The organism is Idiomarina sp. UBA3176 (genome assembly GCF_002364295.1).
Taxonomy (GTDB): Bacteria; Pseudomonadota; Gammaproteobacteria; order Enterobacterales; family Alteromonadaceae; genus Idiomarina; species Idiomarina loihiensis.
This window is the reverse complement of the sequence record NZ_DEXU01000015.1, coordinates 26,345-39,053: the sequence shown is the minus strand read 5'-3', so window position 1 is coordinate 39,053 and position 12,709 is coordinate 26,345. Positions and strand designations below refer to the sequence as shown.

At 46.3% G+C, this 12,709-nt stretch carries 16 protein-coding genes; 11 read left to right on the top strand and 5 right to left on the bottom strand.

Annotated elements, in window-relative coordinates:
- Window positions 1-86: 86 nt before the first annotated feature.
- The 3 genes from B2U97_RS06155 to B2U97_RS06145 are packed head-to-tail and all read left to right on the top strand — an operon-like array spanning window position 87 to window position 3,080.
- Window positions 87-1,451, top strand: a complete 1,365-nt coding sequence (locus B2U97_RS06155; protein WP_286823115.1) for an SLC13 family permease — start codon at window positions 87-89, stop codon at window positions 1,449-1,451.
- 60 nt (window positions 1,452-1,511) lie between these two features.
- Window positions 1,512-1,850: a zinc ribbon domain-containing protein YjdM gene (locus tag B2U97_RS06150; RefSeq protein ID WP_034822721.1), complete on the top strand. Its 339-nt coding sequence runs from the start codon at window positions 1,512-1,514 to the stop codon at window positions 1,848-1,850.
- Window positions 1,851-1,871: 21 nt separating this feature from the next.
- Entirely contained in the window at window positions 1,872-3,080 is a 1,209-nt protein-coding gene (locus tag B2U97_RS06145) for an ectonucleotide pyrophosphatase/phosphodiesterase (RefSeq protein ID WP_286823114.1), read from the top strand.
- Here the strand turns inward: B2U97_RS06145 and B2U97_RS06140 are convergent.
- A complete protein-coding gene (locus B2U97_RS06140; RefSeq protein ID WP_011235625.1) occupies window positions 3,077-3,571 on the bottom strand; it encodes a DUF4199 domain-containing protein in 495 nt (164 codons plus the stop codon). The genes B2U97_RS06145 and B2U97_RS06140 overlap by 4 nt on opposite strands.
- 103 nt (window positions 3,572-3,674) lie before the next feature.
- Between B2U97_RS06140 and pgsB the strand changes: the two genes are divergently transcribed.
- Genes pgsB through pgsW form a run of 3 tightly spaced genes read left to right on the top strand, consistent with a single transcriptional unit; the run spans window position 3,675 to window position 6,618 of the window.
- Window positions 3,675-4,880 carry a poly-gamma-glutamate synthase PgsB gene (pgsB, locus tag B2U97_RS06135; RefSeq protein ID WP_011235626.1) on the top strand — a complete coding sequence of 402 codons (1,206 nt, stop codon included), beginning with the start codon at window positions 3,675-3,677 and terminating at the stop codon, window positions 4,878-4,880.
- A complete protein-coding gene (pgsC, locus tag B2U97_RS06130) occupies window positions 4,877-5,452 on the top strand; it encodes a poly-gamma-glutamate biosynthesis protein PgsC (RefSeq protein ID WP_011235627.1) in 576 nt (191 codons plus the stop codon). Before pgsB ends, pgsC begins: the two co-directional genes overlap by 4 nt.
- A 14-nt stretch (window positions 5,453-5,466) precedes the next feature.
- Window positions 5,467-6,618 (top strand): poly-gamma-glutamate system protein, encoded by a 1,152-nt coding sequence (gene pgsW / locus B2U97_RS06125; RefSeq protein ID WP_011235628.1) that lies wholly within the window; start codon window positions 5,467-5,469, stop codon window positions 6,616-6,618.
- Between the two features lie 25 nt (window positions 6,619-6,643).
- On the opposite strand, the gene B2U97_RS06120 is transcribed toward pgsW, so the two are convergent.
- Entirely contained in the window at window positions 6,644-7,534 is an 891-nt protein-coding gene (locus tag B2U97_RS06120) for a TIGR00730 family Rossman fold protein (RefSeq protein WP_286823111.1), read from the bottom strand.
- 77 nt (window positions 7,535-7,611) lie between these two features.
- The gene (locus tag B2U97_RS06115) at window positions 7,612-8,058 is read right to left on the bottom strand and encodes a GNAT family N-acetyltransferase (protein WP_286823110.1); all 447 of its coding nucleotides are present in this window, start codon (window positions 8,056-8,058) and stop codon (window positions 7,612-7,614) included.
- Between the two features lie 133 nt (window positions 8,059-8,191).
- Here B2U97_RS06115 and B2U97_RS06110 point away from each other — a divergent pair, with 133 nt between their 5' ends.
- On the top strand, window positions 8,192-9,370 hold the full coding sequence (locus tag B2U97_RS06110; protein WP_286823109.1) for an MFS transporter: 1,179 nt from the start codon (window positions 8,192-8,194) through the stop codon (window positions 9,368-9,370).
- Window positions 9,371-9,505: 135 nt separating this feature from the next.
- Here B2U97_RS06110 and B2U97_RS06105 read toward each other — a convergent pair whose 3' ends face one another.
- Window positions 9,506-9,928: a secondary thiamine-phosphate synthase enzyme YjbQ gene (locus B2U97_RS06105; protein ID WP_286823108.1), complete on the bottom strand. Its 423-nt coding sequence runs from the start codon at window positions 9,926-9,928 to the stop codon at window positions 9,506-9,508.
- An 86-nt stretch (window positions 9,929-10,014) separates the two neighbouring features.
- Between B2U97_RS06105 and B2U97_RS06100 the strand changes: the two genes are divergently transcribed.
- Both B2U97_RS06100 and B2U97_RS06095 read left to right on the top strand, forming a co-directional pair.
- Window positions 10,015-10,449 (top strand): nuclear transport factor 2 family protein, encoded by a 435-nt coding sequence (locus B2U97_RS06100; protein ID WP_286823107.1) that lies wholly within the window; start codon window positions 10,015-10,017, stop codon window positions 10,447-10,449.
- Window positions 10,450-10,475: 26 nt separating this feature from the next.
- The gene (locus B2U97_RS06095; protein ID WP_286823106.1) at window positions 10,476-10,754 is read left to right on the top strand and encodes a peptidylprolyl isomerase; all 279 of its coding nucleotides are present in this window, start codon (window positions 10,476-10,478) and stop codon (window positions 10,752-10,754) included.
- 21 nt (window positions 10,755-10,775) lie between these two features.
- On the opposite strand, the gene B2U97_RS06090 is transcribed toward B2U97_RS06095, so the two are convergent.
- Window positions 10,776-11,246, bottom strand: a complete 471-nt coding sequence (locus tag B2U97_RS06090) for a hypothetical protein (protein WP_034822802.1) — start codon at window positions 11,244-11,246, stop codon at window positions 10,776-10,778.
- Window positions 11,247-11,389: 143 nt separating this feature from the next.
- Between B2U97_RS06090 and B2U97_RS06085 the strand changes: the two genes are divergently transcribed.
- Window positions 11,390-11,533, top strand: a complete 144-nt coding sequence (locus B2U97_RS06085) for a DUF2256 domain-containing protein (protein WP_082815469.1) — start codon at window positions 11,390-11,392, stop codon at window positions 11,531-11,533.
- A 260-nt stretch (window positions 11,534-11,793) separates the two neighbouring features.
- Entirely contained in the window at window positions 11,794-12,693 is a 900-nt protein-coding gene (locus tag B2U97_RS06080; RefSeq protein ID WP_011235640.1) for a sensor domain-containing diguanylate cyclase, read from the top strand.
- Window positions 12,694-12,709 lie beyond the last annotated feature (16 nt).

Genomic DNA, 12,709 nt, shown 5'->3' with positions numbered 1-12,709 from the left:
GTTGCCCTTTTTTCTTTCGTTGGTGATTCAGTCACTTCTCTATTATCTTACAGGGTAAAAGATGAACTGGATGTGACAACCACTTAATGAAACATTTAGCACTGGGGCCCATAACCGCCCTTATTGTATTACTCACAACACAACTGGCAAACATGCCGTTACCCGCGGCTCTAACCTTAAGCACCGTTGTCTGGGTGGCCTGGTGGTGGGTAACCGAGTGCATCCCTTTACCTGTCACCTCATTACTGCCTTTTGTGTTGCTTCCAACGTTTGGGGTTATCGACACACAAACCGCCGCAGGCGCTTTAGGCGACAACATCATTCTGTTGTTTATGGGGGCATTCATGCTGGCCAAAGCCGTTGAAGCCAGCGGTGTTCATAAACGCATGGCTCTGTCTTTGATTGCCCGCATTGGTGCTGACAATGGTCGCAAAGTGGTTATTTCCTTTATGGCAGCAACCGCCTTTCTGTCCATGTGGATATCGAACACAGCGAGTGTTTTAGCACTTTTACCCGTTGCTTTAGCTCTGGCCGATGCCAGCGACGACGAAAATTTCCAGCGGGCTTTGCTGTTAGGCCTGGCCTACGCCGGCTCACTTGGCGGCGTCGCGACGTTAGTAGGAACACCACCAAATCTGATTTTTGCGTCTATTTACCAGAATATTACCGGCGTAGAATTCGGTTTTACCCGTTGGCTGGGCATTGGTTTACCCATGGTTCTGCTGGGGTTACCTATTATCGCACTTTGGTTAACGCGTAACGTCAAACTGTCAAAGCCACTTGAGTGGCCAACCACCAGTGAAATGACAACCTACGAAAAGCGCGTGCTGATGGTATTTGGTACTGTCGTCGTTTTGTGGATAACACGTACCGCTCCCTTTGGCGGCTGGACTGGATTGCTTGGCGTTGGCAACCTCAATGACGCGACCGTTGCCCTGGCCGGCGTTGTCTCTATGTTTGTTATTCCTACCGGAAATGCGCAAAACGAGAAACTGCTAAACTGGCCGTTGGCTAGAGATATTCCCTGGGGCATTCTGCTATTATTTGCCGGCGGTATTTGCTTAGCCCGCGGCGTTATGGAAAGTGGGCTTGGCGAACTTATTGGTCAGTCTCTCACGACGTTGGACGCCCTGCCATTGTGGTTACTGATTTTTGTTTTGAGTCTGACCGTATCCTTCGTTACAGAAGTCACCTCCAATACAGCAACTGCCACCTTACTGATGCCAATTCTGGCTGCCACGGCAACAGCACTTGAGTTACCTATCGAGTTACTCATGATACCGGCGGTTATTGCCTGCAGTTGTGCCTTTTGCATGCCGGTGGCCACACCGCCAAACTCTATTGTTTTTGCCTCTAATAGAGTCACTATAAAAGACATGGCGAAAGAAGGCCTGGTACTGAATATTTTGCTGGCCATTGTCACAACACTAGTGGTATTAATTTTTGTCTAGTGCGCCGACAGCTCTGACAGGCTATAATCGCACGCTTTCATCTCCTCAAAAGGATCTGACATGAGCGACTTCCCAGCCTGCCCTGAGTGTAAATCAAGCTTCACCTACCACGATGGTACCTTATTAGTTTGTCCTGAATGCGGACACGAATGGTCTGAAAACGAGCCAGAAACAACTGACGATGCACCCACTTTTCGCGATGCCAACGGTGCACCACTGGAAGACGGCGATACTGTCACTGTCATTAAAGATCTTAAAATTAAAGGTTCATCATCGGTCGTTAAAGTCGGTACCAAAGTTAAGAATATCCGTTTAATTGATGGTGACCATGACATCGACTGTAAAATTGATGGTATTGGTGCAATGAAACTGAAATCTGAATTTGTTAAAAAGGTCTAAAATCGGATACCGGAAATTACTATGAGAACGCTTTTAGCTGTCTGCCTTGTTCTTTTTTCGTCATTTACTTTCGGGAAAAGTAATGAACAAACTGTGGTGCTTATTTCAATTGATGGCTTTCGTCACGACTATATTGAAAAACATGACGCCAAAAACATTGCAGAATTAGCTAAAAGCGGTGTGCGCAGTAAAGGGCTTATTCCTGTTTATCCGTCAAAGACATTCCCAAATCATCTATCTATTATCACCGGCCGTTATCCCACTAATCACGGCCTGGTGGATAATAATTTTTACGATACCGAACGCCAGCAAAAGTACAGCATGGGCGACGGCTTAGAGGACAGTAGCTGGATTACCGCTTTACCCCTATGGAACCTTGCCGAATTTCAGGGCGTAAAAGCGGCGACCTTTTTCTGGCCTGAGTCTGATGCCCGCATTAATGGCCGGACGCCCAGTTACTTCTATCATTACAGTACACCGGTTCCTAATAGCCAACGAGTAGACCAAATTATTGAATGGTTAAAGTTACCGGAGCAAGCGCGTCCAAGACTGGTTACTGGCTATTTTTCTGTCGTTGACACCATGGGTCATCGGTTTGGCCCGGGCGCTAAACAAGTGAAAGGTGCAGTTCAGCACGTTGATAAGCTTATTGGCGAGTTATGGCAGCGAATGCAAACGGAAGTGGATGCGCCGGTTAATCTGGTTCTGGTTTCTGACCACGGCATGGCGCCGATAAAGGCCAACAAGATGATTGATGTTAATGAGCTGAATATTGATGAAGAGCTTTTTAACGTTGTGAATGCACAAACTCGACTGCTTATTTACGCAAATGAGGAGACTTCGGACAAGCAAGTGGACTCACTCCGACAACGCCTGAACCAAATGGCTGATGCCCCCTTTTATACAGAATCGGAAGCAGCGTTGGCTCAGCGGCATTTCGTGAATAGCCCACGGGTTCCTGCCATTGTTTTAGCAACGGATGCTCCTACCAGCTTCGCTACACGGCCGCGTGATCAGTGGTCAGACGGCGGCACTCACGGGTATTACGGCACCCGCGATATGGACGGCTTTTTTGTTGCAGCCGGAACCGGTTTTCATCGTGGCCAGCAAATTGAGCGTTTTGAGAATATCCATATATACCCAATGCTGGCAGAATTACTCAATTTAGAGCTGCTCACCGAAATTGATGGCCGGGCTGACGTACTCCGGCCAATCTTAAAAGCGAATTAATTATCGTCAAGTTGCGGTGTTTTCATAAATATCGCGACTATTGCTGCCGTGATGGTGCCGACAACAAGGGCAAAAAGCATTGACTGAATAATATAGCTACCTAAAGTAAAATAAACTTCTGCTTGCTCAGCGTCCATTCCACCTTCATTAACAGCAAAGTTACTAACGTTTTCAAAATAATTCGGTGAAATAATAACGTGTGTTATCCACTGGCTAATTGGCGTTAAAACCGCCACCACAATGGCTATAATCAGACCACTGATAAACCCCTGTTTCCAGGTCATTGATCCGTTAAGATCTTTTTCTCGTTTTTCTCTAAGTGCTAATACATAAATGGCGATAGCAATAAGTGCAAAGAAGTTCGAGTAAGTTGAATGGTAAGCAATGTAATTGTCATGAAGACCAACTAGCCTTGCTATTAATACCCACAACATACTGACTATAATAAAAATAACGCCCCACTTTATTTCTGTTGTTCGTGTTTTAAGCATTCTGGATTACCCTTTTGTAAAGATCCCTAAAAACAATAGCACTATTAAGGGATAGTCTGTAATTATAGTCCCGTTTTAAACGAATTAATTCAGGAGGATTCTCGTGGAAATACCCAGCATGCTCGCTATCGTGGCTGCACTGTGGGTTGTTCTGGTGATAGCCGGCGCTTTTGAGGCCGTTCGCCATTGGGCACTTGTCCGTAAAATTCCAGTGCGAGTCCATGTAAATGGTACTCGGGGAAAAACCAGCGTTACCCGGTTAATTGCGGCAGGATTACGCAGTGGTGGTAAACGCATTTGTGCTAAAACAACTGGTTCTGCAGCAGCTATTACCGACCCGGATGGTCGCGAATTTCCTATTTACCGAATAAGCGGTGCAAATATTATTGAACAAATGCGCACACTCAAAAGAATGGCAGCATTAAAGCCTGAAATTGTGGTTATGGAATGTATGGCACTGCAGCCTCAGTATCAGTCTTTGAGTGAATTGCGAATGGTTCGCTCAACTGTTGGTGTTATTACCAATGCCCGTGCCGACCATTTAGATGTTATGGGCCCCGGAGAGAACGATGTCGCCTTAGCTCTGGCAGGTAGCACCCCACTAAAAGGCGACTTATTCACCGCCGAACGCGACTTACTGGATGTGTTTAAACATTCATGTAACGACCGTAAAAGTGAACTGCATGGCGTAACCGAGGACGAAGTTAACGCTATTACCGATGACACCATGAAGCGTTTCCGTTACGCAGAGCACGCCGAAAATGTTGCTTTAGCTCTGAATGTCTGCCAGCACCTTGGTGTTGACCGGGAAAAAGCTCTGGATGGCATGGTTGCATTAGAGCCGGAAGCGGGTGCCATGCAGGTTCTTCACGTTAACTACTTCAAGCGCGAAATTGTATTCGTCAACGCCTTTGCAGCCAATGACCCTGAGTCTACAGGACGCATTTGGGAAAATATGCTGGAAAAACATGGCGAAGAGCGACGTAAAATTGTTTTGATCAACTGCAGGGCTGACCGCCCCCACCGCTCTCAGCAAATGGCCGAAGACATCGTCAAATGGAGTCCGGCAGATAAATATCTGCTGATGGGCTCAGGAACCTTTATTTTCGTCCGTAATGCCGTGAAATACGGCCTTGACCCCGAAAAGCTACTTGTTATGGAAAATGCTGAGATGACCGAAATTACCGAAACTATTTTAGAAGAATCCGGCAGCAGCGCATTAGTTGTCGGTATGTGCAACATTCACGGAGGTGGCGAAGAAGTCGCTCGTTTCTTCCAGAACCGGGCAATCAAGGAGGAAGATTTATGATTGCATTAAACATTCTTGCCGTTGCCATTGGTGTCGGTTTATTTTTTACTTTGTTACTCACACAAACATTAGGTTTAGCCGCCGGCGGCTTGGTTGTTCCCGGTTATGTTGCATTGCAACTGACTGATCCTCTAAGCTTGGCTATCACGCTTGTTGCGGCGCTTATTACCTACCTAATTGTCAGAGTTATTGCCAGCTTCGCTATTATTTATGGGCGTCGCCAAACCATTATCATGATTCTTACCGGTTATCTCATTGCCGGCTTGATGGATTTATTCCTTGGTAACATTGTTAACTGGGTAGATTTGCAAATGATAGCAGGCGGTGGTGATGCACAGGCTCAAGTTGCCACTCTTGAATCTAGCTTTATGATGTCGATTATGGAAAGTAGCATCGTCGGCTACATTATTCCCGGGCTTATCGCTATTTGGTTTGATCGGCAAGGCGTACTGCAGACCTTATGCGGACTCGCAGTAACTGCGGTACTGGTCCGCTTGGCACTTATCATCATTATGCCCGAATCATTACAAATGTACGAAGCAAGCCAAGCATTTCAGATGCCAGGCTGGTAACAGGAGGACGAATCATGAGTAGTTTTACAAAGATTTATTGGCGTTCGTCGGGCGTACCAACCTGGGGACTTATTTTTCTTATCGTACTGTCAGTAATCGTTATGGTTTCTGCGGAAAATATAAAACAACGCGATCCCGTCGTTGATGACAATTACGCAACCATGGTTAATGCGTCAAAAATAATGCGTGAAGGTATGCAGGTTCTTAAACCGTTACGCGCAAAACTGGCTCCAATTAACCCGGAGTTCGACCCCCAACGCTCTGGCATGGTTGGTTTGGAAAACAGTATTGTTACCACTAACCATGGTAGTCGCGAATCCAAGCAAACCACTGTTAACCCTAACTGGGCAGCGGTCGCGGTCAAATTAATGGCAGATGCTGGTGTGCAGGAAGGAGATTTAGTTGCAGTTACGGTATCAGGCTCCTTTCCGGCAATGAACCTGGCCGTCTATTCAGCTATCGAAGCGATGGGAGCAGAAGCGATTATTATCGCTTCCGCATCATCCTCGCAGTGGGGCGGAAACGTACCCAACTTTCTATGGCTTGATATGGAGCGAGAACTCCGCGAAGCCGGCGTACTCAGTTCAAAACCCGTTTACGCTTCTATTGGAGGTATTGAAGATCGGGGAATTGGTATCCCCGAAGAAGGCATTACCTCAATACGAAATACAATAGAAAGAGCCGGTATCAATTTTATTGATCCTGCAAGCTACCAGGAAGCCGTCGCTGACCGTATTGCCATATTTCGTGAATATTCAGCTGACCGTCAATACAAAGCCTTCATAAATGTTGGTGGTGGCGCAACTATAGTAGGCCCTCCCGGTATTGATGATATGTTCAAGTCTGGTCTTCAGAGGGACGCTCCTTCACGAGCTTTTGCTGTCGACACCATGATGGGCTATTTCCTGCAAGAAGATATTCCGGGTATTCACTTTAGTGGCATTAAAGATATGGCCACACGACATGGCCTTCCGTTAATGCCACAAGAAGTTGTGCCCGTTGGCAATGGCGGTATCTATTCAGCAACCGTTTATAACCGCTGGTTAGCACTTGGTTTAGGCCTTGGTTTATTCGCCATGACCTGGCTTATCGTCCGCTCTGCACGCATCACTAGCTTGTGGCGCCGAACCGGCGAAAGCGGCAAGAGCACGAAACCTATGGTTTAATAAAATCAACCACAACGGGAGCAGGTTAACCTTTGCTCCCGTTCTTTAAGTCATAACAATGACAAATAGCCTGCCACGCGTCTTCCGCACTATCCACAATCTGGAACAAATCTAAGTCGTATTCTGCAATAGTGCCTTCTTCTACCAGCAAATCGAAATCGATTGCCCGACGCCAAAACTCAGAACCGACCAAAACGATAGGTACAGGTTCGGACTTTTTAGTTTGTACCAAAGTTAAGGTCTCGAATAACTCGTCCAGTGTTCCAAAGCCGCCGGGAAAAGCAACCAACGCACGTGCTCGTTGCAAAAAGTGCATTTTGCGAATGGCGAAATAATGAAATTGGAAACAATATTCAGGCGTTATATATGGGTTTGGTCGTTGTTCATGAGGCAGTACGATATTCAGCCCGATACTTTCGCCTCCCGCTTCCATTGCCCCCCGGTTAGCGGCTTCCATAATACCGGGACCACCGCCACTGACAATCATTAGGTTTTCTTCATTGTGCTTCAGGTTATGTTCAGTGGCAATACGAGAAAAGTCCATTGCCTGCTGATAATAAGCGCTGTTTTTTAATGCCCGCTGAGCGCGCTTTAAATTACCTTTTAAGCTGTCATTATCTGGTTCTTCTTCTAACGCCTGCTCGGCCATACGAGCATCGTGCTGCGCCTGCTCAGGCGATAAAAATCGTGCACTACCAAACACAACAATGGTTGCGTCTATCTGATGCTTTTCCAGGGTTAACTGAGGCTTTAAATACTCCAGTTGCAAGCGTACCGCGCGCAAATTGTCCTGTAGTAAAAATTCATGGTCGGCAAATGCCAACTTATACGAGCCTTGCCCTTCTATTTTGGCAATAGATTCTTCAGACTGCTTTGCTGAAATTAAGCGGCGTCGATGTAATTCATTTTCTGTCATGGGAAGCCCGTATGCATAGATTTAGTGTTGACCAATAACGACCAGTTTATCTTAAATACAGAGCAAAGCCTTTTGAATTATTCTCTCTCCAGCCGCATAGAGACCATATCATTATTCTCGCCCACCTCTTGAAATCCCAAATCTTTATAAAGTGACCGGGCCGGGATATTTTCAGGATATACATTCAACGTAATAAACCGGGTTTGCTGCTGCGCCCAGGCATTTTCCAGTAATGCTTTTACAAACAACCGACCAACGCCTTGGCCTCTAACTTTCGGGTTAACAATAAGGCAGGCTATGTGAATACCGTTCTCGACTTTTTCATAGGCCTGAGCAAAACCAACCAGCTCTTCATTCTGATAAAACGTAAAAGTCCCGCGTTCGTTGCCTTTAATTTGTTGCCAGATAGCATCCGCCGGGCTGCCATACCGAACTTTATCGCCAAACCACAGCCGGAACTCTGCGGCATTCTCAGGCCAGGTCAGCGCCACTTTTAACTCGTTAATTTCAGCTTTTTTTAGCATGGCTCTTTGTCTTAACAATAGGGTTTTCAACGTAAATTATCACAGAAAAAACCCCAACGTCGCATTAGTTCGTTAACTAAGGTAATGTAATGCCGATAAAAATAACCTCCTATAAGAGGTCATTAACGGCGCCATGCTAAGCAATATCAAACTGCACCAGAAACTCGCTTTACCCTTAATTATTCTCTCTCAATTACTCGGTACTTCCTTGTGGTTCAGCATTAACGGAGTCTGGCATCCTTTATCGGCAGAACAGCAACTTACTGAGTCAGACTTAGGCGCTCTAACACTTGCCGTGCAGCTGGGCTTTATTATCGGCACTCTGACGCAGGCATTAACCGGGTTGGCTGATCGTTACCGGGCAAGTCAGATCTTCCTGTTCTCAAGCATGCTTGGTGCAGTCGTTAATGCACTCTTTATCCTTACCGTTGATATCGCCAGCATAGCCTGGTTGCTGCGCTTCTTAACCGGACTTTGCCTGGCAGGAATTTACCCAATGGGAATGAAACTGGTGATATCCTGGGTTCCACGCTACGCTGGCAGTGCCCTTTCCTGGTTATTAGCCATGCTAACGCTCGGAACAGCGCTACCACATCTTATGCGTGGCATTACTCTGGACTTTTCCTGGGAAATTCCTCTTTTAACTTCGTCAATACTGGCATTGCTTGGCGGTTTATTAGTGGGCTGGCTTGGTAGTGGGCCTCATTTACCTAGCGTAGCGACACCCCAAACGTTACGTTCCGGATTACGCGCATTAACCCAACCTAAGTTTCGTGCCATAGCAATAGGCTACTTTGGTCATGCCTGGGAACTCTACGCCTTTTGGATGCTGACACCATTGTTGGTATTGCACCCATTAGCGACTCTCAACGTGCCGTTAGGCACAGTGCCCTGGCTGGCCTTTAGCATTATTGCTATTGGTAGCCTGGGCTGCATTGGCGGCGGTATCATGAGTAAAAAAATAGGCGGTTTACGCGTTGCCCGACTGGCTTTATTCAGTTCCGGTGCTATTTGCTTACTATACCCTTTAATGACAGAGCTTCCGGCAGGGTTTATTTTCGCTTTATTACTACTGTGGGGACTGACTGTTATCGCCGACTCCCCACAATTTTCGGCACTAGCCGCCCAGTTTGCGCCAAAGGAGAATATTGGTTCGGCACTGGCTATAATGAATGCCATTGGCTTTTCTTTAACACTACCGGCAATATGGCTAACCAGCAATTTTTGGTCTATACATAATGAATGGGTAACCTGGCTTTTACTGCCCGGCCCCGTTATTGGTTTATGGGCAATGCGTAAATTATCAGCATAGAGAAAAAGCATGACGACAGAACGGAAAGACCAGCGTATCTACAAACACGGCATTTTCACCATTGTCGGGGTAATTGCTGCTTTAGCTCTTATTTTTCTTATTGCCAGGTTTGGCTAAGTGAGTACTCGCTACCCCTCACTCACCCTGCAATGTCAAAACTAAAGTACGGGCGCCACCATGATTTCTATGTTCACATAGGTATATACCTTGCCATGTTCCCATATTCAGACCACCTTCGGTAACCGGAACCGTCACGCTACTTCCCAGAATACTGGACTTTAAATGTGCGGGCATGTCGTCAGAACCTTCAAATGTATGCCGGTAATAGGGCGCATTCTCCGGTACCATTTCATTAAAGTGGCTTTCAAAATCCTGCCGCACTGTTGGATCAGCGTTTTCGTTGATGGTCAGCGATGCCGATGTGTGTTTTATAAATACGTGTAATAGCCCAGCTTTAACCGAACCGAGTTGTGATAAAGCTTGTTCTACTTCATGACTAATAAGATGAAAACCACGCGGCTTAGCCGCTAACTGAAGTTCCGTTTGTTTGATAAGCATTTGTAAACCTGTTTGCCGTATATCAGAGCTTGCCATATGCTGACAGCATACAGAAAATAAAAGTATAACTTAAAGGAAGACTGACGATGCGATACTTAATTATAGTTTTCAGCCTGCTATTCAGCAGTACGGTTTTAGCTCAAGAAAATGTAGAGGAAGCGACAACGAAGGCTGTTGAGGGCTTTCTTTACGGTGCCAGCATCAATGACCACAAGGTTCACGATAACTTCTGGGCAGAAGAACTCACTTACACCAGCTCGACTGGAAACCGCTTTGGTAAAGAGCACCTTATGTCCGGCGTGAAAAGCTCAAAAACCAAAGAACCGGAAAACGTCGAAGTTTGGTACGGTGCCGAAGATATCGAAGTAAAACAATTTGGTGACACGGTGGTTTTTAATTTCACACTAACCGCCGAAGAAGAAGGAAAAGTGACAAAATACTATTACAATACCGGCGTTCTTATTGAACGGGACGGTCGCTGGCAGGCTGTTAACTGGAACGCGACTGAAGTCCCTGAATAAAACCGATATAAACACCGGGGGTAGAAATGGCAAGAGCACACGCATTACATATTTTAGTTGAAACGAAAGATGAAGCCGAAAAACTAAAAGAGCAACTGGCCACAGGTGCAAAGTTTGCTGAGCTTGCACGTAAGCACTCACTTTGCCCATCGGGCAAAAAAGGTGGTGACTTAGGCGAGTTTAACCGCGGACAAATGGTACCGGCATTTGACAAAGTGGTGTTTGGTAAGCCCACACTTGAAGTGCATGGCCCGGTCAAAACCCAATTTGGCTGGCACTTAATTAAGACATTGTCTCGTAGTTAGCTGGCCGGGGCGGTGCCGGACTTAATTATTTTGTTCCGGCTCAACGCCTTTCTCGTTTTCAGATTTTACATAAATAGCAATGCCTTCTCCGGTTTTATCAGTCAACCCAAAAGCCTTACCCACACTTACTCCTAAGCCCAAGTTACCCGAGTATTTCCCTGCGCCGGTGCCGACATAAACAGAGTTACCTTCTTTTTCACCCGTTTTTTGAAGCAAAATTCCATTAGCACCAACTTTTGCCGCTTCCTGTTTCAGGCGCTTTAATACCGCGTCCATTTTCGCCTGCTCACCAAAGCTCCACGAGGAGTCGCTGGTTGCTTCAATTAAAGCTATTTCCTCATAGTTTTCTGGTTTTTCTAAATAGACTTTTACCTGCTCAGCCGGAATTTCCGGACGAGCATCACCAATAAGCACGGAAGAAGACGGTGACGCACAGCCCGCCATTAACAACGCCAGACCAAAAACTAAACCATAAGAAATGTTGTGTTTCATAATACGACTCTCGGTTTCAATTCCATCCTTAATCAATAGCACAGAAGTGGAGATTTCACTCAACTCTTTCAATATCTTTAAGGAGCCGTAGAATGCAGTTGGAATAAACGCTGTTCATGCTTTATTAAAAGAGGAGCTTTCAATTGGCGCACCAAAAACCGCACCTGCCCAGCAAGCTATGTCCGGTTTGCCAGCGTCCATTTGTCTGGCGTAAAAAATGGAAGGACTGCTGGGATGACGTTAAATACTGCTCTGAACGCTGTCGAAGACAAGGCCGTCAAAACTAGCGACACCTGATGATACCGAGGGTCATCAGCGCCAATAGTCGGGTGGTATTTTCGCCAATATTTCATAAAATTCTTTAGCCGCTTTTCTTCTATGCTAGCGTGGTTTTGTAAAGATTGGAATGTGTATACTGAACCTACGAACATAAAATTACGTACTAAATCGCACAGGAGAAAACCTGCTTAAAACAGTGGACAATGGTTTTGCTTAAGCGTAACCATGTCCATATTCCTATTTACACCAGCCGGGTCTTATATTTTCAATGAATAAAGCCGCGTTCGCCGATCTTGCCGAATACATGGATTTGCTATTAGATGCGATTTGCGTTGTTAATAAGCAGCACCAGTTCAGTTATTTGAGCCCGGGTGCAGCCCGTGTTTTTGGTTATACCCCTGAAGAAATGATTGGTCGTTCAATGTTTGACTTTATGCACCCCGATGACCATCAGGCAACCATGGCTATCGCTCAACAAGTCAACTCAGGTAACGAGGTTGTTCAGTTCGAGAACCGATACATACGTAAAGACGGCTCAATAGTGCATTTGCTATGGTCCGCGCGCTGGTCTGAACGAGACCAGATGCGGGTTGGCGTTGCCCGGGATGTATCTGAGCAAAAGCAACTTGAAGCAGAACGTGAAGCTTTAATAGCGCGCTTAGAGCATATGGCACTGACCGATCCATTAACCCAGCTCCCCAACCGCGCACTATTTTATGACCGGGTTCGTACATCACAAACACGAGCAGAACGCGATGGCGGCGGCCTGGGTCTGTTGTATTTAGATCTCGATAAATTCAAAGTTATCAATGACGCCTATGGGCACGCAACCGGAGACCAGTTACTGAAGGGAGTTGCTGAACGGATTGCAGCTTCAGTTCGTGCAACCGACACGGTAGCGCGCTTAGGTGGCGATGAGTTTGTGGTACTTATTGATGCGGTTCCGACAACAGATGAAGGAGTCGATATAGTGCGAACCGTTGCTGAGAAAATTCGTCAGGCAATGCAGGCACCATTAATACTGCCGCATGGAGAAGAGGTTGTTACCGCCAGTATAGGAATGGCTCTGTGGCCTAAACACGGAGACACCGTAGACGCTCTAATAAACCGGGCAGATCAAGCTATGTATCAGGCCAAGCGCGGCGGTGGGAATCGACTAAGTGAATAACCAATGAAAGCAGCGC

What these genes read in the sequence shown, in the direction of transcription:
- B2U97_RS06090 (WP_034822802.1), bottom strand. Translation starts at nt 11,246, where the DNA reads ATGAAACACAACATTTCTTATGGTTTAGTTTTTGGTCTGGCGTTGTTA.
- B2U97_RS06095 (WP_286823106.1), top strand. Translation starts at nt 10,476, where the DNA reads ATGGCAAGAGCACACGCATTACATATTTTAGTTGAAACGAAAGATGAA.
- B2U97_RS06100 (WP_286823107.1), top strand. Translation starts at nt 10,015, where the DNA reads ATGCGATACTTAATTATAGTTTTCAGCCTGCTATTCAGCAGTACGGTT.
- B2U97_RS06145 (WP_286823114.1), top strand. Translation starts at nt 1,872, where the DNA reads ATGAGAACGCTTTTAGCTGTCTGCCTTGTTCTTTTTTCGTCATTTACT.
- B2U97_RS06150 (WP_034822721.1), top strand. Translation starts at nt 1,512, where the DNA reads ATGAGCGACTTCCCAGCCTGCCCTGAGTGTAAATCAAGCTTCACCTAC.
- pgsW (WP_011235628.1), top strand. Translation starts at nt 5,467, where the DNA reads ATGAGTAGTTTTACAAAGATTTATTGGCGTTCGTCGGGCGTACCAACC.
- pgsC (WP_011235627.1), top strand. Translation starts at nt 4,877, where the DNA reads ATGATTGCATTAAACATTCTTGCCGTTGCCATTGGTGTCGGTTTATTT.
- B2U97_RS06115 (WP_286823110.1), bottom strand. Translation starts at nt 8,058, where the DNA reads ATGCTAAAAAAAGCTGAAATTAACGAGTTAAAAGTGGCGCTGACCTGG.
- B2U97_RS06140 (WP_011235625.1), bottom strand. Translation starts at nt 3,571, where the DNA reads ATGCTTAAAACACGAACAACAGAAATAAAGTGGGGCGTTATTTTTATT.
- B2U97_RS06105 (WP_286823108.1), bottom strand. Translation starts at nt 9,928, where the DNA reads ATGCTTATCAAACAAACGGAACTTCAGTTAGCGGCTAAGCCGCGTGGT.
- B2U97_RS06155 (WP_286823115.1), top strand. Translation starts at nt 87, where the DNA reads ATGAAACATTTAGCACTGGGGCCCATAACCGCCCTTATTGTATTACTC.
- B2U97_RS06110 (WP_286823109.1), top strand. Translation starts at nt 8,192, where the DNA reads ATGCTAAGCAATATCAAACTGCACCAGAAACTCGCTTTACCCTTAATT.
- B2U97_RS06120 (WP_286823111.1), bottom strand. Translation starts at nt 7,534, where the DNA reads ATGACAGAAAATGAATTACATCGACGCCGCTTAATTTCAGCAAAGCAG.
- B2U97_RS06080 (WP_011235640.1), top strand. Translation starts at nt 11,794, where the DNA reads ATGAATAAAGCCGCGTTCGCCGATCTTGCCGAATACATGGATTTGCTA.